The sequence below is a fragment of the Bradyrhizobium sp. UFLA05-109 genome, assembly GCF_054185165.1.
The window spans coordinates 48,574-71,768 of the sequence record NZ_JBBIAR010000035.1 but is presented as its reverse complement, the minus strand read 5'-3'; the positions used below and the strand labels follow the sequence as shown (position 1 = coordinate 71,768).

The 23,195-nt window shown below is 63.7% G+C and carries 23 protein-coding genes and 1 tRNA gene; 13 read left to right on the top strand and 11 right to left on the bottom strand.

Annotated elements, in window-relative coordinates:
* Nucleotides 1-3 precede the first annotated feature (3 nt).
* Complete coding sequence (locus Q3C01_RS24910; protein WP_458147937.1) at nt 4-915, top strand: hydroxymethylglutaryl-CoA lyase; 912 nt, start codon at nt 4-6, stop codon at nt 913-915.
* 87 nt (nt 916-1,002) lie between these two features.
* Here the strand turns inward: Q3C01_RS24910 and Q3C01_RS24905 are convergent, their stop codons facing one another.
* From Q3C01_RS24905 to Q3C01_RS24895, 3 genes are read right to left on the bottom strand one after another with little or no spacing between them, the layout of a single operon-like run.
* A complete protein-coding gene (locus Q3C01_RS24905; RefSeq protein ID WP_458147936.1) occupies nt 1,003-2,361 on the bottom strand; it encodes a TRAP transporter large permease in 1,359 nt (452 codons plus the stop codon).
* A complete protein-coding gene (locus tag Q3C01_RS24900; RefSeq protein WP_458147935.1) occupies nt 2,358-2,912 on the bottom strand; it encodes a TRAP transporter small permease in 555 nt (184 codons plus the stop codon). The genes Q3C01_RS24905 and Q3C01_RS24900 overlap by 4 nt, the downstream gene beginning before the upstream one ends.
* Complete coding sequence (locus Q3C01_RS24895) at nt 2,909-3,931, bottom strand: TRAP transporter substrate-binding protein (RefSeq protein ID WP_458147934.1); 1,023 nt, start codon at nt 3,929-3,931, stop codon at nt 2,909-2,911. The genes Q3C01_RS24900 and Q3C01_RS24895 overlap by 4 nt, the downstream gene beginning before the upstream one ends.
* A gap of 344 nt (nt 3,932-4,275) precedes the next feature.
* On the opposite strand from Q3C01_RS24895, the gene Q3C01_RS24890 reads away from it, so the two are divergent.
* Nucleotides 4,276-4,515, top strand: coding sequence for a pentapeptide MXKDX repeat protein (locus Q3C01_RS24890; protein ID WP_458147933.1), 240 nt, complete (start codon nt 4,276-4,278; stop codon nt 4,513-4,515).
* 128 nt (nt 4,516-4,643) lie between these two features.
* On the opposite strand, the gene Q3C01_RS24885 is transcribed toward Q3C01_RS24890, so the two are convergent.
* Nucleotides 4,644-4,997, bottom strand: coding sequence for a DUF6481 family protein (locus tag Q3C01_RS24885; protein WP_458147932.1), 354 nt, complete (start codon nt 4,995-4,997; stop codon nt 4,644-4,646).
* Nucleotides 4,998-5,265: 268 nt separating this feature from the next.
* Here Q3C01_RS24885 and Q3C01_RS24880 point away from each other — a divergent pair, with 268 nt between their 5' ends.
* From Q3C01_RS24880 to Q3C01_RS24865, 4 genes are all read left to right on the top strand, one after another.
* Nucleotides 5,266-5,493: a hypothetical protein gene (locus Q3C01_RS24880; protein ID WP_458147931.1), complete on the top strand. Its 228-nt coding sequence runs from the start codon at nt 5,266-5,268 to the stop codon at nt 5,491-5,493.
* Between the two features lie 61 nt (nt 5,494-5,554).
* Entirely contained in the window at nt 5,555-5,764 is a 210-nt protein-coding gene (locus Q3C01_RS24875) for a DUF2273 domain-containing protein (RefSeq protein ID WP_458147930.1), read from the top strand.
* A 161-nt stretch (nt 5,765-5,925) separates the two neighbouring features.
* The gene (locus Q3C01_RS24870) at nt 5,926-6,666 is read left to right on the top strand and encodes a hypothetical protein (RefSeq protein ID WP_458147929.1); all 741 of its coding nucleotides are present in this window, start codon (nt 5,926-5,928) and stop codon (nt 6,664-6,666) included.
* 135 nt (nt 6,667-6,801) lie between these two features.
* Nucleotides 6,802-7,593, top strand: a complete 792-nt coding sequence (locus Q3C01_RS24865) for a transglycosylase SLT domain-containing protein (protein ID WP_458147928.1) — start codon at nt 6,802-6,804, stop codon at nt 7,591-7,593.
* 272 nt (nt 7,594-7,865) lie between these two features.
* Here the strand turns inward: Q3C01_RS24865 and Q3C01_RS24860 are convergent, their stop codons facing one another.
* Together Q3C01_RS24860 and Q3C01_RS24855 are read right to left on the bottom strand one after the other, a co-directional pair.
* A complete protein-coding gene (locus tag Q3C01_RS24860; protein WP_458147927.1) occupies nt 7,866-8,039 on the bottom strand; it encodes a hypothetical protein in 174 nt (57 codons plus the stop codon).
* Nucleotides 8,040-8,192: 153 nt separating this feature from the next.
* Nucleotides 8,193-8,459 (bottom strand): hypothetical protein, encoded by a 267-nt coding sequence (locus Q3C01_RS24855; RefSeq protein WP_458147926.1) that lies wholly within the window; start codon nt 8,457-8,459, stop codon nt 8,193-8,195.
* Nucleotides 8,460-8,669: 210 nt separating this feature from the next.
* Between Q3C01_RS24855 and Q3C01_RS24850 the strand changes: the two genes are divergently transcribed.
* The 4 genes from Q3C01_RS24850 to Q3C01_RS24835 all read left to right on the top strand — a co-directional run bounded on the left by Q3C01_RS24850 (nt 8,670) and on the right by Q3C01_RS24835 (nt 11,534).
* Nucleotides 8,670-8,897 carry a hypothetical protein gene (locus tag Q3C01_RS24850; protein WP_458147925.1) on the top strand — a complete coding sequence of 76 codons (228 nt, stop codon included), beginning with the start codon at nt 8,670-8,672 and terminating at the stop codon, nt 8,895-8,897.
* A gap of 135 nt (nt 8,898-9,032) precedes the next feature.
* Nucleotides 9,033-9,182 carry a hypothetical protein gene (locus Q3C01_RS24845; protein WP_449381787.1) on the top strand — a complete coding sequence of 50 codons (150 nt, stop codon included), beginning with the start codon at nt 9,033-9,035 and terminating at the stop codon, nt 9,180-9,182.
* A gap of 209 nt (nt 9,183-9,391) precedes the next feature.
* Nucleotides 9,392-9,529 carry a hypothetical protein gene (locus Q3C01_RS24840; RefSeq protein ID WP_458147924.1) on the top strand — a complete coding sequence of 46 codons (138 nt, stop codon included), beginning with the start codon at nt 9,392-9,394 and terminating at the stop codon, nt 9,527-9,529.
* An 814-nt stretch (nt 9,530-10,343) separates the two neighbouring features.
* Entirely contained in the window at nt 10,344-11,534 is a 1,191-nt protein-coding gene (locus tag Q3C01_RS24835) for an alpha/beta fold hydrolase (protein WP_458147923.1), read from the top strand.
* Between the two features lie 385 nt (nt 11,535-11,919).
* Here Q3C01_RS24835 and Q3C01_RS24830 read toward each other — a convergent pair whose 3' ends face one another.
* Nucleotides 11,920-12,171, bottom strand: a complete 252-nt coding sequence (locus Q3C01_RS24830; protein ID WP_458147922.1) for a hypothetical protein — start codon at nt 12,169-12,171, stop codon at nt 11,920-11,922.
* A gap of 271 nt (nt 12,172-12,442) precedes the next feature.
* Complete coding sequence (locus Q3C01_RS24825) at nt 12,443-12,700, bottom strand: hypothetical protein (RefSeq protein ID WP_458147921.1); 258 nt, start codon at nt 12,698-12,700, stop codon at nt 12,443-12,445.
* 664 nt (nt 12,701-13,364) lie between these two features.
* Between Q3C01_RS24825 and Q3C01_RS24820 the strand changes: the two genes are divergently transcribed.
* Nucleotides 13,365-13,784 (top strand): PaaI family thioesterase, encoded by a 420-nt coding sequence (locus Q3C01_RS24820; protein WP_458147920.1) that lies wholly within the window; start codon nt 13,365-13,367, stop codon nt 13,782-13,784.
* A 426-nt stretch (nt 13,785-14,210) separates the two neighbouring features.
* Here Q3C01_RS24820 and Q3C01_RS24815 read toward each other — a convergent pair whose 3' ends face one another.
* The 3 genes from Q3C01_RS24815 to Q3C01_RS24805 form a co-directional block, all read right to left on the bottom strand.
* The gene (locus Q3C01_RS24815) at nt 14,211-14,639 is read right to left on the bottom strand and encodes a hypothetical protein (protein WP_458147919.1); all 429 of its coding nucleotides are present in this window, start codon (nt 14,637-14,639) and stop codon (nt 14,211-14,213) included.
* Between the two features lie 128 nt (nt 14,640-14,767).
* Entirely contained in the window at nt 14,768-15,013 is a 246-nt protein-coding gene (locus Q3C01_RS24810; protein WP_458147918.1) for a hypothetical protein, read from the bottom strand.
* 280 nt (nt 15,014-15,293) lie between these two features.
* Nucleotides 15,294-15,370 (bottom strand) — tRNA-Arg (locus Q3C01_RS24805).
* A gap of 393 nt (nt 15,371-15,763) precedes the next feature.
* Here Q3C01_RS24805 and Q3C01_RS24800 point away from each other — a divergent pair.
* Nucleotides 15,764-20,968, top strand: coding sequence for an alpha-2-macroglobulin family protein (locus Q3C01_RS24800; RefSeq protein ID WP_458147917.1), 5,205 nt, complete (start codon nt 15,764-15,766; stop codon nt 20,966-20,968).
* A 98-nt stretch (nt 20,969-21,066) separates the two neighbouring features.
* Nucleotides 21,067-23,175: a penicillin-binding protein 1C gene (pbpC, locus tag Q3C01_RS24795; RefSeq protein WP_458147965.1), complete on the top strand. Its 2,109-nt coding sequence runs from the start codon at nt 21,067-21,069 to the stop codon at nt 23,173-23,175.
* Nucleotides 23,176-23,195: the final 20 nt, after the last annotated feature.

Below are 23,195 nucleotides of genomic sequence, written 5' to 3'. Positions count from 1 at the left end.
ATCATGAGCGATCAGGTCCGCATCATCGAAATGGGGCCGCGCGACGGCCTCCAGAACGAGAAGACGCCGGTCAGCGTCGAGGCGCGCATTGCCTTTGTCGAGGCGCTGGTCGCGGCTGGCCTTCATACCGTCGAGGTCGGCGCCTTCGTCTCGCCCAAGGCCATCGCGCAGATGGCGGGCTCGGACGCCGTGCTGCACGGCGTGAGCCACGTGAAGGATGCCGAATTCCACGTGCTGGTGCCGAACGAGAAGGGCTATGACGCCGCGCGTGCGGCAGGCGCGAAGGTCGTGTCTGTGTTCGCGGCGGCCTCGGAAGGATTCTCTCGGGCCAACATCAATTGCACGGTCGCGGAGTCCATCGAGCGTTTTAAGCCGGTCCTTGCCCGCGCCAAGACCGACGGCGTGAAGGTGCGCGGCTATATCTCCTGCGTGTTGGGGTGCCCCTTCGACGGTGAGGTCAAGCCGAAAGCCGTCGCCGATCTCGCTGAGACGCTGTGGGATCTCGGCTGCTACGAGATTTCGCTGGGCGATACGATCGGCGTTGGTACGCCGAGGAGGGCGCAGGACATGCTGCGCGCGGTCGCCGCGAACATCCCGGCTTCCCACCTCGCGATGCATTTCCACGACACTTACGGCCAGGCGCTCGCCAATCTCTATGCGGGAATGGAGGAGGGCGTCCGCGTCATCGATTCCGCCGCCGGCGGGCTCGGCGGATGTCCGTATGCGCCCGGCGCCACCGGCAATGTTGCGACCGAGGACATCGTCTATATGCTCGAGGGGATGGGGATCAGGACCGGCGTCGATATGGAGAAGCTGCTCGCGGCGACGAACGAGATTAGTGGCTTGCTGGGCAGGCCGCCCGTGAGCCGCGTGGCCTCGGCGCTGAATGCGAAGAAGCGACGTCTGAATTCGTAGGGCGGATTAGCGAAGCGTAGCCCACCACTTTCCTTCCTGGTGGCGACAGAAGAAGTTACGCCTTCGGCTAACCACCCTGCGGCAGCGTCACCTGCTGCCGTCCGGTCCCATCACGAGATCCGGCAGCCAAGTCGAGATCTCCGGCACGAAGCAGAGCAGGAGCACGGCGCCCATCATCAACAGCACGAAGGGCAACGTGCCCCAGATCACCTCGCTCAAGGGAATATCAGGCGCGACATTTCTGATGACGAAGATGTTGAGGCCGACCGGTGGGTGGATCAGCCCCATCTCCATCACGATGGTCATGACGACGCCGAACCAGATGATGTCGAAATTGGCGGCACGTAAGGGCGGCAGGATGATCGGCGCGGTCATCAGGATGATCGAGACCGGCGGCAGGAAGAAACCGAGCACGATTACCATGACGAGAATCGCGAACAGCAGGCCCCAGCGCGGCAAATGCATCGCGACAATGGATTCGGCGGCCGACTGCGAGATGTGCAGATAGCTCATCACGTAGGAATAGAGCAGCGACATGCCGATGATCATCATCAGCATGGTCGATTCCCGGATCGTTGACTTCATGATCGGCCCGAGATCGGTCGGCCGCCAGACGCCGTAAATCATCGCGATCAGCGCGAGCGCGAGCAGGCCGCCCAGTCCCGCAGTCTCCGACGGCGTGGCATAGCCGCCATAAAGCGCGATCATGACGCCCGTGAGCAGCAGCACGAACGGAATGACGCGCGGCAGCACGCTGAAACGTTCGGCCAATGTGAACTCGTCGCGGGTCAGGATCGCGGTCTCGGGGCCGCCCCTCTTGTAGGCGGCTTCAGCCGCAGCATATTCCTGGCGGAAGCGGATCACCGCATAGGCGCCGAACAGGCTGACCAGCAAAAGCCCGGGGCCGATGCCGGCAAGGAAGAGCCGCCCCAGCGATTTTTCGGCGGCGACCGCAAACAGGATCATGGTGATTGAGGGCGGCAACAGAATGCCGAGCGTGCCGCCGGCGGCGATGATTCCGGCGGCAAAGCCGCCGGAATAGCCGCGCTTGCGCATCTCGGGAATGCCGGCCGAGCCGATCGCCGAGCAGGTCGCGGGCGAGGAACCGGCCATTGCGGCGAACAGCGCGCAGGCGAAAACGTTGGCAACGCCGAGGCCGCCGGGCACGCGATGCAGCCAGGCATGCAAGGCCGAGTAGAGATCCTGGCCGGCGCGCGACTTGCCGATCGCCGCACCCTTCAGGATGAAGAGCGGGATCGACAGCAGCGTGATCGAGGCCATTTCCTCATAGACGTTCTGCGTGACGGTATCGAGCGAGGCGGCGGGCATGTAGATGCCCATGAACACGACCGCGACCGCGCCGAGCGCGAACGCGATCGGCATACCGGAAAACATCACGAACAGCGTCGCCAGCCCGTAGGACAGGCCGATACCGAAAACGCTCATCGGCGCTTGGCTCCGGTGAAGGGAAGGGCGAGCTGCACGATGATCTGCACGCAAAGCAGGCTCATGCCGAGCGCCATCAGGCTGTAGGGAATGGCGAGCGGCGGCGACCACATCGAATTCGAGACCTGGCCGTCGACATAGGCCTCATGCGCGAGTGTCCAGGACTTCCAGGTGAAAAAGGCGCAGAACAGCAAGGTAACGGCGTCGACCAGCCAGAGTCGGATCTTGTTCGCGAACGGCGACAGCAGCCCGACAAAGGCCTCGATGCCGATGTGGCCGCGATTTTGCTGTACATAGGCCGCCGTCATGAAGGTGGCGCCGACCAGCAGAAACACGGCCGCCTCGTCCTGCCAGTAATTGGCGGCCTTGAAGAGGGCGCGGCTCAGCACGCTGTAGCTCAGGATCGCGCAGGCGGCGACCAGCGCGATCGCAGCCAGCACCACGATGGTGCCATTGAGAACGGCGAGACCGCGATCCAGCGCCGCCGCAAGCCCGTGGCGTGCGGCGGCATCGGCGGGGCCGTCACGATCCGGAAGCGGACCGTGCATCATGCCGAGACTTCGGAGGCGAGCTTGAGCAGGCTCGCCGCGGTCGCAGTCTTCGCGCCGTAGTCCTTCCAGGCCGTATCGCGGGCGATTTCGCGCCACTTGCCGACGGTCGCGGCATCAAGCGCGCTGACCTTGGCGCCGGCCTTTTGATAGACCTTGGCGACCTCGATGTCGTCGTCCTGCGCGCCTTTGCGGCCGAAGGCTTCGAGCTCCGCACCGACCGCAACCAGGATGTCCTGATGGTTCTTCGGCAGCTTGTCGAAGATCGCTTTCGACATCATCAAGGGTTCGAGCATGAACCAGTATGAGGCGCCGGCGCCCGAGGTGAGCGATTTGGCGACTTCTTCGAGGCGGAACGAGATCAGGCTGGTGGAGGAGGTGATGCCGGCATCGCACGCGCCGGTTTGCATCGCTGCATAGATTTCATTCGAGGGTACCGAGAGGACGGACGCGCCCGCCGTTTGCAGCACCATGTCCATCTCGCGCGAGCCGCCACGCACCTTCATGCCCTTGGCGTCCTCCGGCGAAACGATCGCCTTGGAGCGGCTGGCGACGCCACCGGCCTGCCAGATCCAGCTCAAGAGGATGATGCCCTTGTCGGCGAGGAAGTCGGAGAGCGCCTTGCCGACCGGCTCCTTCTTCCAGCGCATGCCCTGGTCGTAGGTCGTGACCAGGCCCGGCATCAGGCCGATATTGGTCTCCGGCAGTTCGCCGCCGGCATAGGGCATCGGATAGAGCGAGATGTCGAGTGCACCCTTGCGCATCGCGGAGAACTGCGCGTTGGTCTTGATCAGTGAGGAGTTAGGATAGATCTCGGCGGAGATGTCGCCCTTGCTGCGCTTTGCGACCTCGGCGGCAAACATCCGGCAGAGACGGTCGCGGAAGTCGCCCTTGTCGATCGTGCCGCCAGGAAACTGGTGCGAGATTTTCAGCGTGGTCGCGGCCTGCGCGGTCCCGATGCCGAAGCGAAGAATGGCGGGCGCGGCAATAGCCGTCGCGAGAAGGTGGCGTCGCGTGAACATGGAATGATGATCCCTTTGAACGGTTCTTGATGATTGGGTCTTGAGGCCGGCGCTTAGGCACATCCTAGCCGGTTCTTCTCCCGATTATTCTCTAATCTGATAGTTCGAGAGCGAATGCGGCGGCAAGTCGCGGTGACGCTGATGCTGCGCTGCACACTCGTTCCTCAGGTTCCGCGCACTAGCATGTCTCACGCGGGCAAAATTGTGTCGGGCTGAACACGGAAACGGGGCAAGGGCTCGGAAAAAATTCGGCCGGCCGCGTAACAAATCTGCGCGCCGCCCCGTCGAGCAGGAGTAGCGGCATCCGTCGCTGGCAACCACCACCCTCGAAGGGAAGATCAACCATGACCATTCGCACCCGCATCGCGCTCGGCGTCTCCGCTGCCGCTCTCTCGCTCAGCCTGGCGCTCGCGCCGGCCGCCTTCGCTCAGGACAAGATGGGCAAGGACGACGCCATGAAAAAGGACACGATGTCCAAGGATGGCATGAAGAAGGATTCCATGTCGAAGGATGGCGGCATGAAGAAGGACACGATGTCCAAGGACGGCATGAAGAAAGACGACGGCATGATGAAGAAGAACTGATCACGCCGTCATCGTCATTCCGGGGCAAGCGACGACGCGCGCCCCGGAATGCGCAGTGACGCGTTGTGGATTCGATACGGTTGGGCTCGTGCCTAGCGCGGTCCCGTCGCATCGCTCCGGTGTGACAGTTACTTCCGCTTGCCCTTGGCCTTGCGGGCCGCGTAGCGCGCGTCGCGCTTGGCCTTCTGCTCAGCTTCGAGCTCGGCCTGCCTTGAGGCGGCCTCCTCGGCTTCGCGGGCAATTCGTGCGGCTTCCGTAGCCGCGGCCTCTTCTTCAAGCCGCTTCGCCTCAGCCTTCTCGGCCTCCCGCGCAGCTTTTGCGTCGGCACGCTTGGCGGCAATCGCCTCGCGCTCGGCACGCCGTGCCGCGACCGCGGGGTCGTCGTGCCCTGGCTGCGATTTGAATTTGTTTAAAAGATTTTTGCGGGCGTCCTGTGCCGCCTTTTGCCGGTCTGCGAAGCCGGGTTCCCTGAATCCACTCATCGAACGAGCCTTGTCTTCCTCGCTTTCAATCCTACATCAACGCCTGTGGGTTCGGCGGTCGCGAACAAACGCGCGCCGCGCGACGAACAAGCGTGTACATCGATGCGCGTCGCGAAGCCACCCATAATCGCAGCCTATCAGGTCGCGAAAAATCGCTGGAATCGCCGATCTTTCGTAGTCCGGAAAAACTGCCGAATTGTGATCCCCCTAACAAGGGAGCACGGGGGCGGCGCCTAGTGTCCGCACCGAGACGAACGGAGCTATGGCGATGACTATTTTCCGGCTGTCCTTGCGAAAGCTCGCGATCACATTTGCGACATTGGTGCTCGCCGGCATCGTCGTTTACCTGGCCCAGCCCAAACCGGTCGAGAGTGGCTTGCTCGGCGCCGAATGGCAGTGCAGCCAGACGGCGTTTGTACTCACGACCTGCGCGCCGCGGGTGCAGCAGGCCGCCTCTGCATCGAACAAGGTGGCACTCCGCGCACCCAAGCCCTAAGCGGGGTGTGACGCGGCGCCGCAGAGATGGTAAGGGCAGCAATCCACGGCTTCACCTTGCTATGCCTGATACCCAGCCAAACTCGCAATCAAAGCCGCAACCAAGGCCACCCGGCGATAATCGTCGGGGGGCTATCGCCGGGCTGATTATTGCCGTCGTCATCCTCGGCGTCGGCCTTTGGCTGGCGCGCGATCTCACCGCCGCCAGCAAGATGCAGGACTGCGTGATGTCGGGGCGCACCAATTGCAACGTGATCGAGCCGGCGCGCTAACGCGGCGGACGAAAAATTGCCGTGATCTTAACCGTTTGTAACGGGACATCGTTGAACAACGGGATCAGCTTTGTTCGCCCGCATCAACCGGGACCCGAGATGTTCGGGCGTCCGGACCACGGCGACGACTGATGAGAGATAGAGGTAAGGGGTAGGCACCAATGCGTGCATCCAGCCGGATGAAGATTATCATTCCCTTGGTTTCGGCCGTGTCGCTGATAGCGCTTTCAGCGCAGGCGCAGGACTCGAACCCAGAAAGAGGCGGCCAGCGGCCGGGTGCGGGCGCGCCGCCACACGCGAACGCTCCCACGCGAGTCGCGCCGCCGCAGCAGGCCACACGAGTCGCCCCGCCGCAGGGGGCGCACCAGGGCCCGGCCGGCGGACCGCCACAGGGGCGCTACGTTGCCCGCGGACCCGTGCCGCAGCGCGACTGGGGCGGGCACGCCTATCGCGGCAATCTCGCCTGGGATGGCGGCCGCTGGCGGCATGAGAACCACAATGGCCGCTATGGCTGGTGGTGGGACGTTGGCGGGGTCTGGTATTATTATCCGCAGCGCATGGACGGGCCGCCCGCCTACATCTCCGAAGAGTACATCGATGATGTGCCCGTGGCCTATGCGCCGCCACCCCCGGCCTATGCGCCGCCGCCGCCTCCGCCGCCTGCTCCGGCAGACCCGGGCGCGAGCGCACTTGGCGGAGCCATCGTCGGTGGTGTGCTCGGCGGGCTGATCTCCGGCAACGCAACGGGAGCTGCCGCTGGCGCCGTGCTCGGCGGCGCGACCGGTGCGATCGCCGGCGCAACGGCTGCGTCGCAACCGGGCTATTATTGGTCTCAGGGCAATTGCTACTACCGCTATCCGAGCGGACAGTACGTGCTTGCCGATCAGCGCGCTTGCTACTGATCAGCGGCGTGATCCACGATCTGACCGAGGCGGGCCCAAGGCCCGCCTCTTTCATTTGACACGCTGCTTCGGATCGCGACGTGATCGCGGGCTTGCCGAGAAGCGTTGTTAACTGGCCTCAGCTATGAAGCGCCGATGAGGTCTTGCACGCGCCAGACATGGCTCCTGTACGCCGCGGCGCTCTGCCTGGCGGTGCTCGCGGCCGGCCCAACGCGCGCCGGAGCGGCGGATGATGCGGCGGCGGCCGAGGGCTCGGTCACGTCGGACAGTGTCGAGGCTCCATCAGCCGTGGATGCCGAGCCGTTTACCGCACGGGCATCCGTTCGCGCGCTGATCGAGAAGGAAGCCGCGAAGACGAAATTGCCACCCGATATCGCGGAAGCTGTCGTCTTCGTCGAAAGCCGCTACGATTCTACGGTGATTGGCCGCGTCGGCGAGATCGGGCTGATGCAGGTCAGACCCGAGACGGCGGCCATGCTCGGCTTCAAAGGCACCACGGCCGAGCTCGCCAGGCCCGAGATCAATATCCACTACGGCGTGACCTATCTCGCCAGGGCTTGGCGGCTGGCGCAGGGCGACCTCTGCCGCGCGCTGATGAAATACCGCGCCGGGCATGGCGAAGAGACCATGACGGCGCGCTCCGTCATCTACTGCAATCGCGCGCGCAACCGCCTCATCGCGATGAACTCGCCGTTCGCGACACCAGGCGCGACGACGGCCGTAGCGCCGGATCCCGAGCCTGCGCCGGCGGTGGTGAGCGCGAAACCGCAAGCACGGCCATCGCCTGTCAAGCCGACCGACGTCTATGCGACATACAAACACGGTACGGCGGCGGCCAGCCGTGCATACTGGGCGGTGCATGAAGCGCGTATCCGCGCGATCAAGGCGCGGATAGAGGCCAACTGGCGGCGCGTGGCGGCGCGTTAGGCAATCTGCGCAGCTGCCAGCGTCTCAATCATTCTCGGGCGCGCGGAAACCGTCGCTCGACGAGCACTATGCATTCTTCGGCGATGCACAACAACTGCCTGAAAATTTCTCTGGCGCTCCCGGCCAGTTCGCGGTTTTGATCAAAGAAAAAACGTTTGAATTAGATTCGCGGGGAAACGGGACATGCTGGACGCTATCCAGATCAGCGTTGCGCTTTGGGGAATGATCGTGTGCGGCAGTATCAAGGCCGCGCAACTGGCGCCACATCTGTTCTAGAAGATCAGCCAACTCACCACGGCTACTCCGGCCCAGATCAGGCCGCCGATCCAGGCGAGCATGACGACGCCGGTGGTCGCGAGATAGGCTATGCCGAGCAGATCGCGGCTCGAACGCGGCGCTTGTGCGTCCGCGGAGTTCGTGGCTGCTGCTTCGGCATCGTGCGTCATGGCGGGGTGGTTGAAGCGTCGTTGGCGGGACCTGCAGCCGCAACGTCGCGCGGCCGCGTGGCCTGCCTTGTAACCGAGGAATCGCGGAGCCTCTGTGATTAAATTCACATTTGAGGCCGCGGCCGGTGAACGGTCGTCAACAGACCGCCGGCTTCAGGCGGCCCGGCTCCAGTCGGCCGAGGGGACAATGGCCTCGAGCTGCCTCTGCAGGGTCGCAACAGTCGCCTGCAGGTTGTCGCGGCGCCCCCGTAGTGTCAGGGCCAGCATCGGATAGGCATGGTTCGTGGGATCGGACACGCCGGCCTTGCGCTCCTCTTCCTGAATGTCGGCATCGAGGAGTTGAACCCTCCACCGCAGGTCGGCGATCAAGGCATGGAGTTGCGTGGCGGCGGTCGCTTCGAAGCGGGACATCGGCTGCATGAGCTTGCCTCATTGTGAAACAGACCCAGGGTGGGTCTGGCTGATTGGGCATGGCTGAGCAAAGCGAATGCCAATTCGGAGCGAAGGCGAAGGCCGCAAGGCGTCGTTGCCCGCGTTGACCTAGGTCAATGACGGAACCCAGACGCGTCCACAGGCTTAAATGGTGTGCCGGTCCGGATGCCCGGGCCGGGTGCGTCGTGAGCTGGGGGTATGTCCAAGGCCATCGAGCTGATCGTTGAAGGTTTTACGCGCATCAGGGATCGCCAGTCGCTGGAGGATCTGCGGATGCACAGGCGGCGCCTTGCCGTCGATCTCAAATCCATCGAGGGATTCGATTGTCGCAAGTCGATCGCGCAGATCGACGACGACATCGAGGTGATCGAAAGCGGCTTGAGAAGCCTCGACGAGCCCGCCGCGGCAACCGCGAAAGAAGTTTAGCCGCCTCCAGGAAAGTCTCGCGCTGAATACGGTTTTTCCGATTATTTCGCGGAAGCCCTGCGATGACATCCCCCGCATTCATACGGGGCGTATTAGTCATGCCCTCGTCCACTTTTGCGAGTCATGATCGCCGTCATGAGCGCGGAGTATGACCCAGAGAGTGAAGCCGCGGCGGCGATGAAGCGCGCGGCGGCCTCCGAAGGCGCCGACCGGCAGCGGCTGATCCAGCTTGCGCTGGCTTGGCATCAGCTCGCGCGCGAGCGGCGTCAGAACGACGCGGAGTAGGGCGTTCCGCGACCAGGCCCTGGTGTCTTGGAACCGTTGGCTCCTGACCGACTTGCCTTGCTGTGCCGACGACCGCCGACTGTCGGCACGTGGGAATGGCGGCCTCGGTGTGATGCCCCCGTACCAGCCGAGGCCGTTTCTGATCGCGACGACGGACGCCGACGATGCGGCGATCTTCAATTCACCCCCTCCGCTCGAAGCGGGCGCGCATGAGCCTCGCCTGGTTCGCTATCGTGGCGGTGGCGGGCTTCGTGCTCTTTCTGTGCATTCATCTCGGCGAACGGGCACAGCAGGCGGCCCTCGAACGACTCTCGACATCCTCGCAATCAGTTGGCCAGCGAAAGTGAACCCCTGGATCCACCGGACCGGACAAGCCGCTCGCCCGCGCCTGGCGCATTTTTGCGAAAACAACCCCATGCAAAGTAGGGCGACGCCCGGCAATGACGGTCGTTCCGGGAGGCGCCGTTCGCTTTGCCTAGCTGCGCCTGTATTGAATTACCGTGCACAATCGGTAAGAGCCACGGATTCATGGGTGAGTTGCGGTGTGAGCTCACTGGGTGAAGGCACAGCGTCGGCGTGACCCTCCTGAACGGGTCAAGACGCGGTCGAAGCGGGATGAGATCCTTGTGACGCAGCGATCCTTCGCAACGCGTCGGCCCATCAAAAACAGCAGGGCTTCCGCCGCCGCGGAAGGGATGCCTGTCGTGGACCTTTCGAAAGTCTCTTGTTCGACGCCTGCGTCCTGTCTGTTTACACCTTACACGCCGTAGAAGATCTTGATTCCCCACAACACGATGACGATACCCAAGATCAAACTGGCTGCCGCCAGTACACTTTCCAAGGAAGCGACTCTCATTCTACTCTCCGCTTCCCAGCCCCAATTGCGGTCTAAGTGATTCGCTGAATCCCCGGCAATTGTAAGGTCGGTATGTCGCTGCGTTCTCGGGCGCATAGTGGTGTGCGCGCCACAGCCGTATCTTTCCGGAGGGTGACTCAATCTGCAGAGGGCACCTCATATGCAGGAAGTACGGACACATCGGGAAAAGATAAAAGGCGCACGCGACGCAGCCTGAGGTAGAACTTCGCTACTTGGAATGGTACATTGCGCGTCCGATCGCATCCCCACGATCAAGGGCAGCATTCGAGGAAATCGGAGGCCCCATGGTGGACGTCACTCGACTGAACGTCGTGCTGGTCCACGGCACGTGGGGACGCGGTTTCTGGCGGTGCTGCAGGAAACCTATCGCCGGCTGGTGCGAAGCCGAGGCCAGCTTCGTGACGGAACTAAAGAGCGCAGTTCTGTCCCAGCTTCCGGGCGTTCAACTGACCGTAGATGCCTTCGCCTGGAGCGGATCGAATTCCGTGTTCGAGCGGGAAAAGGCCGCAGCACGCCTTGCCGTCAGACTGGCCGCACTCGGATCTGGCGAGGGACGAACGTTGATTGTCGCGCATAGTCACGGAGGCAATGTCGCTCTGAAAGCCATTTCAGAAGTTTGCGACTGCTCCGGGATTTACCTGTGCACGCTGGCGACGCCATTCCTCTCAATCGTCGCGGTTGATCGGCTCCTGCCACATTCGCCAATTCTCCTTCGTCTTGTTGCGGCGACTCTGGTGATCGCCGCACTCTACTTTCTATTTCCATTTTCGCTCGTCGATGATGTGATGCTCGCGCTTCTGCTCTGCTTGATGCTCTTCACGACAGGAACCGAGGCGCTTTATTGGCTGCTGACTCGTGCGTTCGCCAACACTCCAGCCGCAGATGCGGAATATCCCTCGTTCTGGAAGACTCTTCTGTACTCTGCCGATTGGCAGCAGCGACCCGAGCGGCTCGCTGGTGCGACCGTCAGCGACGCCAAAGTCCTTAGTGGAAGGTTGTTGGTGCTGCGAGGTGTCGATGACGAGGCGGCGTTGACGCTCGCTGCGGGCGCGATCATCAATCGCGTGACTCGAATAGTATATGGGTGGTCGTCGACAATCTTGTTCGGGTTTGTGGGTTTCATTGCTTATATATTGACGATCAACGCGCTTGAACTGTTCTCTGTCAACTACGCAAAGCAGTTCGTCGACTTATCGATGCCGATACTTCTGGTGGGCGTCTTGATCGGACTGTTCTTGCCGCCGCTGGCGCGAATGGTGTTCGGCAACGAGCTTGGGGCCGGCGCAATGCGTTGCGACATCCTCTTCGACTCCGTCCCGGACATTGACGATGTTGACGTCAAGACCGTCGGGATTGGCCTGAAGAACAGCGGCCTGGTTCATTCGTTGCACGAAGTGCCAGAGGTCCCCAAATCGATCGCCGCTTGGCTGTCCAACCGCATTCTGTCGGAACCCAGCCCCCAGCACGTCTCATAGCCAATCGAATTTGAAGCGACTCGCGCCCAGACGATGCCGATCATGCTTGCCCGATGGGCAATCAAGCCGCCAAGATCCATAGCGTCGTCATGCGCAAGGAGTACCGATAAGACGGACGCTGCCTGTCGCGGTGGATAAGGTTGCGTCGCGCTCGCCGGGCAGACGCGCCGATCACGGTATGAGGACGGCAGCGAACGCCATCGCTATGGGAAGCAACCCGAGACCGATCGTGCCGGCCCTGTAAACGATTCCTTGGTGAAGTAGCGGTTTGGATGGGTGACGCATAACGACGCCCTCTCACGGTTCCAGCCACTCCAGAATGCACCCGCTGAATGAAATGCGCTAGACCCTCGTTTCGCAGCGCACGCTCGGCTGGCTGGGCCCGTCATCCCGTTAGATGCATCAGGAAGGATTCGCAGGCTTTCTCGGCGTCAGCGAAAGTTTTGAAGGGCGAACCGCCCACCTTGATGGCGGGTCTATTCAGATAAAGCGGGCGCCACGAGGCCACAAACCCGGGCTGCCCGTGCAGGCCGGGGCCGGTCCGGCGCTCGAAGCTGATCACGAACGAATAGCCGCGGCCGGTCGCGCTCCATACTTCGAGATCCTTCACGGAACTGATGATGGGGTTGAACTGCATATGCATCCGACAGAACGACAACGCTGAAATGGACAGCGCTTTCGTTGATTCGGAAAATGCAGCGCGGCTGACTTAGCGGCGGTTTTCCCCATCAATGTGGCGACAGAACCGAGGTACGAGATTGTCGCGCTGGAGATGCCGTTCGCGCAAACGACTCCGGGGCAGTCCTTTTGGATACTGCCGATCGACTACGGAGATCGGGTGAACTGCCGGCTCCACGACAGCTGACGCTCAGCGGCCGATTTTCGTCCGCATCAGTCAGTGCCGTGATTCAACGACCTTGCGGGATTGCTTTCTCGAACAACCAGCCCAACGCCTGGGCAGGGTTCGACCAGCGCACCTCATCGATCTGTTCGGCGATGGTCAGCGCATGTGATGTCAGAACCTCGACGTCGTGAGGATTGGCATCGGCTTTTTCCAGGACCTCTATGCACCGATTGAGCGCCGCCAGATCCAGCTGGAGTTGCTCGATATCTGGCTCACGACGCTGGGCCCCCATGACTTTCCATGTTCTTCTCTGTGCGCGCATCTTTTTCCCCATATGCGGTCACGCATTCGTGAGTTCTGTTTGTGGCGGCAACAGGAAGACGGGGAGACCGAATTAGGGATGTTTGCAGCCAAGGCGCCAAAGGTGAGGCATTGCCGGCGACGCGGGCGAGTACATCGCAACACTGCCGAAGGCCAGCACGGCCGGCCAGAACTGGCAGGCGACAATGGAGGGCTTATCCCGGTGGCCGAGAAAGGCCGGCCAACGATGCTTGCGCGCGTTGGCATCATGCGGGCGCTGAACCGGAAGAACCAGGTCAGCATGACCGGCTGGCGTTCTGGACCTTGCAAACTTGTAACGCCGTGAACACCAAGGCGCCGCCAGCTCGGCCAAATGCTGGCAAAATGTGACAGCTTATAAGGAGCTCACCTTGGGCTCCGCAGAAACCACTCCGATGTTATTTCAAGCCGCAATAGTTTGCCTGATCGTGCTCAGCATTAGCATTCTCGTCGCGCACGCGGTCGACGCTCTCAGGACGTAGCGAGCCCGGCGTGAACCGGCGGGCATTGTAATCATCGCCTCAGCCGACGGGCATGCGTCGCTTCGCTGGCGGAAGCCCTATAGCTTTCGACAGTGCCGGCGTGCGCGAGATGTGAACCAGACCCGGCCGACTGGAGACCCACCCAAAGGTAGATGGGAGGGTCGCATGACTGCAACCGCGCTCGATCGTATCCCTACACCGCCATGGGCGAGCCAGCTTGGCTGGCGTCTCATCGACGCCCGACCGGAGGAAGGCTGGATCCGGATGGGCTTCGACGGCAAGCCGGACTTCTGCAATGCAGCGGGCAATGTGCAGGGCGGCATTTTGTCCGCCATGCTCGATGGCGCCATGGGGGCCGTCGTCTTCGTCAAGACCGACGGAAAGCTGTATGGCCCGACCATCAGCTTGACCGTGAATTTCCTGGCGCCGGCAAAACCTGGGCCGATCGTTGTCGAGGCCAGGGTGACCCAACTCGGCAAGAGCATCGCCTTCGTCGAAGGAAGGCAGACGGCGGACGATGGTACGCTGCTCGCGACCGCTTCGGCTAGCACCCGGCTTGTGGAGGCCGCGAAGGCCATCAGGTGAGGCAGCCCCGGGGTGGCGGTCTTTTCAGTTCGCCTTCCTGCGATTTAGGACCCTCACGATGCCAATCCAGGCAATCCAATCGCCCAACCGGGACATTTAACCCTACTGCATCACAAGCGGTCATTTCGGGGCGCGCGTTAGCGCGAGCCCGGAATCCATTGCGCGGCCCTCTCTGCGGCCCGATGGATAGCTCGCGACTTCGTCGCGCCCCGGAATGACGAGAAAACCTCACAAGCTGTCAGGATGAGGAAAGTGCGAAGGGAGAGAGCGAAACCCGCGCTCACGCGCTAGGAAAAGCGCTGCCGGGCTCGAAATGCCAGTCCCCCCGGCAGCGCTCTTGTCTCAAAACCGGGCACTGAAATCCCAGTTGGATTTGAATTAGCAAAGCTCATGCCACAGGTGTGTGACAGGTCCGAAGCGGGCCTATCAGTAGGGGGCATAGAAGCGAGGCGGTGGGGCATAAGCGGGCGGATACCCGTATCCCCCTCCATAAACCGGGTCCCCATACCCGGGGTCTGGATATGCGTAGCCGTAGGAATAATAGGGATCGTAGTAGCCACCCCCATAGCCACCCCCATAATAGGGATAAGGGGCAGCAAGAGCGCCGGCGATCAGACCGCCTGCAAGGAGTCCTGCGCCTACGCCCCAGCCTCTTCCATGCCAGCCGAAACCACCACCGCGCCAGCCGCCACCCCAGCCGCCGTGCCAGCCACCACCCCAGCGAACCTGTACCGTATTCTCGGTCGGTTTCGCTAATCCGGAGAGGGATGATAGCGGCGCAGCAGGAGCGGGCGCACCGAACAACGATATCGTGCCGGCAAGAAGCAGCGCGGCTGCTGACTTGATGGTGCTCATGGATCATCTCTACTCGTGAAAGACAAAGGCGCGAGCAATCAACCCTGCAGGACGCGCAGGGTTCCATCCTAGGCGCTGCAAGCCTCTATGGCGCGGCAACTGGGTTTGTATGAATTTGCGGCAAGCTCTCAGGGCGTCAGGCAGTATGCTCCGCGCGGGCAACGCACATTGGGCGTCGCGGCGCCGCCGATTCCATACGCTCCGCTGTCTTTGGTCTCCTGCAACTGGTGCTTCGGCAACCGGATCGTCGTATTGGGGCGGGCAGCGTGGCTCTGCATGTCTCCGAGCGGCATTTGCGAGGCCATGGCTGGCACGATGGAAACGGCGGCGAGCGTGGCGGCTCCCGCGAACAAGCGGCGAAGGGACTTAAGCATTTGTTTGATCCTTTCATGTGGTCGCTTGCGTCCGTGCAAGCCGCCGCACATTGCGAGATCGGGATGTCTTCATCCATGAGGGGCGTCACGGTGCAACTCGGCAAAAGGCAAAGCGAAGGCTGACTTCGAGGAGCGCTTGATTGGCGATCGTCAATCTGACGGTGGCTTTCCGCATCGGCACGCATGATGCCGATTCGGGCATCTCGGGGCCGCCGCTCTCAGCAACCAACAGCGCCTCGGCCGTACACCGCCAAACTATTGATTTGCAGGTTGAAAAAATTGGCGATCCCGGCAGGGCTCGAACCTGCAACCCGCGGAGTAGAAATCCGCTACTCTATCCAGTTGAGCTACGGGACCGTCTGGACGGCCCCGGGGGATGGGGCCCGGCGACGTCTTTAGCACGCCAAATATGAAAAATCCGCGCGTCCGCCAAGTCCGAATTGAAGTCGGATCGAACCGTTTTCCCCTGTCGCGCGACCAAGCGAAGCGATGGACTCTTCTCGTCCCGATCTGTCCAGCGACGCTCCAGACGTCGCACTTGCGTTCGGGACGTAAGTCCATCGGCTGATTTTGTCCGGTGCTGCCACAGGCTGAGGCGGCGCCAGGGGCGGCACTTGGAGGCCCACTCGGGCTTGCTTGCCAATGGCGCATGTGACGTTTTGCTATTCTGGTTCCATCGCCTTGAGTCTGTCACCTTTCCGCGCATTTCATCGCCTACGCGGCGTTCGTCCGCGCTCCCGGGAGTCCATCATGATCGGTTTGGTTCGCGCCGTCACAATCTGCGCAGCGCTGGCGCTCGGCCTGGTATCGGCGCAGGCCGCCGACAAGGCCTTCAAGCGCGACGATCTCGCTGACGCCGCGATCAAGCTGGAAGCCCAGATCAAGAGCGAGGCGGGGCCGGTCGCCAAGACCAACGCGACCCTGCGCACCGACGCGGATGCCGCTTTCAGGCGCAACGATGTCCGCAGCGGCCTATCGATTCTCGGCCAGATCGCCGCCACCACGCCTGAGGATGCCGGCAACTGGCTGCGGCTTGCGCGCGTCATCTTCCAGATCACCCCAAAGAGCTCGAGCGAGCAGACTTTCCTGCTCGAGCGTGCCTCGACGGCCGCCTACATCGCTTACATGCGCGCCGGCAATGCGGGTGAGGAGGCTGATGCGCTTGGAGTCCTCGGCAAGTCGCTCGCCGAGCGGCATTTGTTCCGGCCGGCCCTGGATGCACTGCGGCTGTCGCTCGACATGCGGGAGGTCGCCGACGTCCGCGGCCAATACGAGAAGCTGCGCGACGAGCATGGCTTCCGGCTGCTCGACTACACCGTCGATTCCGACTCGGCGAGCCCGCGCGCCTGCTTCCAGTTCTCCGAGGAGTTGGCCAAGCGCACGGATTTCGCGCCGTTCCTGGCGCTCGCAGGGCAGGACAAGCCCGCTGTATCGGCCGAGGGCAAGCAGCTCTGCATCGATGGACTGAAGCATGGCGAGCGCTACAACATCAACCTGCGCGCTGGCCTGCCGTCGACGGTGAAAGAGGGGCTGCCGAAATCGGCCGAGTTCAACATCTATGTGCGCGACCGCAAGCCGTTCGTGCGCTTCACCAGCCGCGCCTATGTGCTGCCTAGGACCGGCCAGCGCGGCATTCCCGTGGTCAGCGTCAATACGCCGGCGGTCAACATCAACGTGTTCCGGATCGGCGACCGCAATCTGATCAACACGGTCGTCGACAGCGACTTTCAGAAAACGCTGTCGCGCTACCAGCTCTCCGATCTCGGTGGCGAGCGTGGCGTCAAGGTGTGGTCCGGTGAGCTCGCGACCGCGACGACGCTGAACCAGGACGTCACCACTGCATTCCCGGTCGATCAGGCGCTCGGCGATCTCCAGCCCGGCGTGTACGTGATGACGGCCGCGGCCAAGGGGCCGGGCAGTGACGACGATTCCCAGCTGGCGACCCAATGGTTCATCGTCTCGGATCTCGGCGTCACAGCCTATTCCGGCAATGACGGCATCCATGTTTTCGTCAACTCGCTGGCCTCGACCGATCCGGTCGGCAAAGCCGAGGTGCGGCTGGTTGCCCGCAACAACGAAATCCTGGCGACCCGCAAGACCGACGATGCCGGCCATGTGCTGTTCGAGGCGGGGCTGGCACGCGGCGAGGGCGGGCTGTCGCCAGCGCTGCTCACGGTCAGCGGCGAGAAGACCGACTATGCCTTCCTCAGCCTGAAGACCAGCGCCTTCGATCTCTCTGATCGCGGCGTTGCGGGACGCGCGGTGCCGGCCGGCGCTGACGCCTTCGTCTATGCCGAGCGGGGCGTATATCGCTCCAACGAGACGGTCTACCTTACCGCGCTGTTGCGCGACGGGCAGGGCAATGCCGTCACCGGCGGGCCGCTGACGCTGGTGATCGAGCGTCCCGACGGCGTCGAATTCCGCCGCGCCGTGCTGTCCGACCAGGGCGCCGGCGGCCGCACGCTCTCCGTGCCGCTCAATTCGGCGGTGCCGACCGGGACCTGGCGGGTGCGCGCCTTCACCGACCCGAAGGGTTCATCGGTCGGTGAGACGACCTTCATGGTCGAGGATTACGTCCCCGACAGGATCGAGTTCGATCTCACGTCCAAGGACAAGCTGATCAAGGCGAATGCTCCGGTCGAACTGAAGGTCGACGGCCATTTCCTCTATGGCGCGCCGGCCTCGGGCCTCCAGCTCGAGGGCGACATGCTGGTTGCGCCGGCCGACGAGCGGCCGGGCTTCGCCGGCTACCAGTTCGGCGTCGCCGACGAGGAGACCACCAGCAATGAGCGCACCCCGCTCGAAAACCTCCCCGAGGCCGACGCCAACGGCGTGGCGACGTTCCCGGTGACGCTGGACAAGCAGCCGGCCTCGACGCGGCCGCAGGAGGCGCAGATCTTCGTCCGCATGGCGGAGACGGGCGGCCGCGCGGTCGAGCGCAAGATCGTTCTGCCAGTCGCACCCGCGGCCGCGATGCTCGGCGTCAAGCCGCTGTTCGGCGACAGGAACGTTGCCGAAGGCGACAAGGCCGAGTTCGACGTGGTTTTCGTTTCGCCCGACGGCAAGACGCTTCCGCGCGAAGGCCTGCGCTATGAGCTCCTCAAGATGGAGTCGCGCTACCAGTGGTATCGCCAGAACAATTACTGGGAGTACGAGCCGGTCAAGTCGACCTCGCGCGTCGCTGACGGCGATCTCACCATTGCCGCCGACAAGCCGTCGCGCATTTCGTTCAACCCGCAGCCGGGCCGCTACCGGCTGGACGTGAAATCGAACGACGCGGACGGCCCGGTGACGTCGGTGCAGTTCGATGTCGGCTGGTATTCGGACGGCAGTGCCGACACGCCCGACCTTTTGGAAACCTCGATCGACAAGCCGCAATACGCCTCCGGCGACACCATGACGGTGTCGGTGAACGTGCGCAGCGCCGGCAAGCTCACCATCAACGTGCTCGGCGATCGCCTGCTGACGACGCAGACCATCGACGTCAAGGAAGGCACCGCGCAGATCAAGATCCCCGTCGGCAACGACTGGGGCACCGGCGCCTACGTGGTGGCGACCTTGCGGCGGCCGCTCGATGCAGCCGCCCAGCGCATGCCGGGCCGGGCGATCGGCCTGAAATGGTTCGGCATCGACAAGCAGACGCGCACGCTCGCCGTGAAGCTGATGCCGCCGGCGCTGATCCGGCCGAATTCGATGCTGAAGATTCCGGTGAAGCTCGACGGGCTCAACCCGGGCGAGGATGCCAGGATCGTCATCGCCGCAGTCGACGTCGGCATCCTCAACCTCACCAACTACAAGCCGCCGGCGCCGGATGACTACTATCTCGGCCAGCGCCGCCTGACCGCCGAGATCCGCGATCTCTACGGCCAGCTCATCGACGGCATGCAGGGCACGCGCGGCCAGATCAAGTCCGGCGGCGATGCGGGCGCAGCTGAATTGCAGGGCTCGCCGCCCACGCAGAAGCCGCTTGCGCTCTATTCGGGCATCGTCACGGTTGCAGCCGACGGTACCGCGGAAGTGAGCTTCGACATCCCGGAGTTCGCCGGCACCGCGCGCGTCATGGCGGTGGCGTGGACCGCGACAAGGCTTGGCCGCGCCAATACCGACGTCGTGATCCGCGATCCCGTGGTGCTGACGGCGACCCTGCCGCGCTTCCTGCTCAATGGCGACCACGGCACGGTCAATCTCGAGATCGACAATGTCGAAGGGCAGGCGGGCGACTACGCGATCAACGTGAAGACGGGCGGCCCGGTGAAGATGACCGGCAATCCTGCGACGACGGTCAAGCTCGCCGCCAAGCAGCGCAACTCGTTCTCGCTCGCGCTCGATGCGACCGCGGCGGGGCAGGCGACGCTCGACGTCGACATCAAGGGCCCGAACGGACTTGCGCTCGCGCGGCACTATGCGCTCGACGTCAAGGCGGCGACACAGGTGCTGGCGCGGCGCTCGATCCGAACCCTGGCGAAGGGCGAGAGCCTGACGCTGACCTCGGACATGTTCTCCGACCTCGTGCCGGGCACCGGCAGCGTCTCGGTTTCGGCGAGCCTGTCGACCGCGCTCGACGCCGCGACGATCCTCAAGGCGCTCGATCGCTATCCCTATGGCTGCTCGGAGCAGATCACGAGCCGCGCCATGCCGCTGCTTTACGTCAACGAGCTTGCGGCCGGCGCCCATCTTGCGATGGACACCGAGGTCGACCAACGCATCCGCGACGCGATCGAGCGGCTATTGGCACGCCAGGGCTCGAACGGCTCGTTCGGGCTGTGGTCGGCCGGCGGCGACGACGCCTGGCTGGATGCTTATGTGACGGACTTCCTCAGCCGCGCCCGTGAAAAAGGCTTTGTGGTGCCGGACGTATTGTTCAAGAACGCGCTCGACCGCATCCGCAACTCTGTGGTGAATGCCAACGAGCCGGAGAAGGACGGCGGCCGTGATCTCGCCTACGGCCTCTACGTGCTCGCACGTAACGGCGCAGCGCCGATCGGCGATCTCCGCTATCTCGCCGATACCAAGCTGAACAATCTGGCGACGCCGATCGCCAAATCGCAGCTTGCGGCGGCGCTCGCGCTGGTCGGTGACCGTAATCGCGCGGAGCGGGTCTACGGCGCAGCGCTCGATAGCCTCGCGCCGAAGCCCGTGCTGGAGTTCGGCCGCAGTGATTATGGTTCGCAGCTTCGCGATGCCGCAGCACTCGTCTCGCTTGCCAGCGAAGGCAACGCGCCGAAGGCGACGCTGACGCAGGCCGTGTCCCGTGTCGAGACCGCGCGTGGCCTGACGCCCTACACCTCGACGCAGGAGAATGCGTGGCTGGTGCTGGCGGCGCGGGCGCTGGCGAAGGAAAACCTGTCGCTCGATGTCGACGGCCAGGGCGTCAAGACCGCGCTGTACCGCAGCTACAAAGCGGGGACGCTGGAGGGCAAGCCGCTGAAGATCACCAACACGGGTGACGCTCCGATACAGGCCGTGGTCTCGGTGTCGGGCTCGCCGGTCACGCCGGAGCCGGCCGCCTCGGCCGGGTTCAAGATCGAGCGCAGTTACTTCACGCTCGACGGCAAGCCCGCCGATATCAGCAAGGTCAAACAGAACGATCGCTTCGCTGTGGTATTGAAGATCACCGAGGCCAAGCCTGAGTACGCGCACATCATGGTGTCCGACTATCTGCCGGCGGGTCTCGAGATCGACAATCCAAAGCTGGTGTCGTCGGGCGACAGCGGCACGCTGGACTGGATCGAGGATGGCGTGGAGCCGGAGGATACCGAGTTCCGCGACGACCGCTTCACGGCGGCAGTCGACCGGGCCTCGGACGCCAAGTCGGTCTTCACCGTCGCCTATGTCGTGCGCGCGGTCTCGCCCGGCAAATACGTGCTGCCGCAGGCCTATGTCGAGGACATGTACAACCCCTCGCGCTATGGCCGCACCGGGACTGGGTCGGTTGAGGTGCGAGCGGCGAAGTGAGTGCATAGAGCCGTATGAGCGAAGACGTGCCATATACACCGTCGTCATGCCCGGGCTTGCCCCGGGCATCCACGGCCACACGTGCCGTGGGTGACAACGTGGATGGCCGGGGCAAGCCCGGCCATGACGGAGCGGGACGCGCGACCGCGCGTGTCCCCTCGGCCGCCGCGCTCGCCTTCATCCTCACCATCTGCGCCTTCGTGGCCTGGACCATCTCCCTCGGCCCGCTGCCGCTCGACGAGGCGCGCCAGGTGTCCACCACCATCGTCGACCGCAACGGAAAGCTCCTGCGCGCCTACGCCATGGCCGACGGGCGGTGGCGGTTGCCGGTCGAGACCAAAGCGAACGTCGATCCGACTTATCTGAAGCTGCTGCTCGCCTATGAAGACCAGCGCTTCTACGCGCATGACGGCGTCGATCCGCTCGCGCTCGGGCGCGCCGCGATCCAGCTCGGGACGCGCGGCCATATCGTCTCGGGCGGATCGACCATCACGATGCAGCTCGCGCGGCTGATGGAGCCGCGGCGGCAGCGCTCGCTCCATGCAAAGCTGCGGCAGATCGTGCGCGCGATCGAGCTTGAGCGTAGCCTGAGCAAGGACCAGATCCTCGATCTCTATCTCGCGCTGGCGCCCTATGGCGGCAACCTCGAGGGCATTCGCGCAGCGTCCATCGCCTATCTCGGCAAGGAGCCGAAGCGGCTGTCGCTCGCCGAAGCCGCGCTTCTGGTCGCATTGCCGCAATCGCCGGAAACGCGCCGGCTGGATCGCTACCCCGAGGCGGCGCGCATCGCGCGCGACCGCGTGCTCGACCGCATGGTCGAGGAGCATCAGATCAGCGCTGATGACGCCAAGCAGGCGAAGGCCGTACCCGTGCCGAAGCTGCGCAAGCCGATGCCGATCCTGGCGCCGCATGCGTCCGATACCGCGCTCTCAACCGTCAAGGACACGCCGGTCATCAAGCTCACGCTGGATGCCAATCTCCAGAAGGTGCTGGAGCCGCTAGCGCGCGACCGCGCCATTGCGCTCGGGCCGAACATTTCGGTCGGCATCATCGTCGTCGACAATGAGAGCGGGGACGTGCTGGCGCGCGTCGGCTCCGCGGACTATTTCGACGAGAGCCGGGCAGGGCAGGTCGACATGACCCGCGCACTGCGTTCGCCGGGTTCGACGCTGAAGCCGTTCATCTATGGCCTCGCTTTCGAAGACGGTTTCGTCCACCCCGACAGCCTGATCGACGATCGCCCGGTCCGCTTCGGCTCCTACGCGCCGGAAAATTTCGACATGACGTTTCAGGGCACGGTGCCGGTGAAGAAGGCGCTGCAGCTGTCACTGAACGTGCCGGCAATCGTGCTGCTCGACCGTGTCGGCTCCAGCCGCCTGGCCTCGCGGCTGCGGCAGGCCGGCGGCAATCTGGTACTCCCCAAGGACGAAGCGCCGGGTCTTGCCATGGGGCTCGGCGGTGTCGGCGTCACGCTTCAGGACCTTGCACAACTCTATTCAGGTCTCGCCAGGCTCGGGACCACGCGCCCTCTGCGCGAGGTCATGTCCGACACGGACGCACGGGAGCCGTTGCGGCTGCTCGACCAGGTCGCTGCCTGGCAGGTTGGCAACGTGCTCCTGGGTACGCCGCCGCCCGAAAACGCCGCCCACAACCGCATCGCCTTCAAGACCGGAACCTCCTACGGCTATCGCGACGCGTGGTCGGTCGGCTTCGACGGTCGCATGACCATTGGCGTCTGGGTCGGCCGTCCCGACGGCGCGCCGGTTCCCGGCCTGATCGGCCGCGCGGCGGCAGCGCCCATCCTGTTCGACGCTTTCGCCCGGAGCGGAAAACTGCCGGTTCCGCTCGCCAGGCCGCCGAAGGGAACCCTGGTCGCCAGCAACGCCAAGCTACCGTTGCCCCTGAGGCGGTTCCGCCCCGTCGGGGAACTCGTCCGCACCGGCGGCGAGCAGGCCCCGCACATCCAGTTTCCCCTGAACGGCTCCCGGATCGACGTCGACCGCTCGGCGGGTAACGAGGCTGCCACCATGCCCGTGAAGGTCGCCGGCGGCGTCCTGCCCATGACGATACTGGTCAATGGAACGGCGCTCGGGGAGATCGACGGACGGCGCCAGCGGCTGATCGATCCGCCCGGGCCTGGCTTTGCGCGGCTGACCGTGATCGACGCCACGGGCGCCGCCGACACAGTTGTCATTCGAATTCAATGATGCCGGCTTAAGCGGTTGTG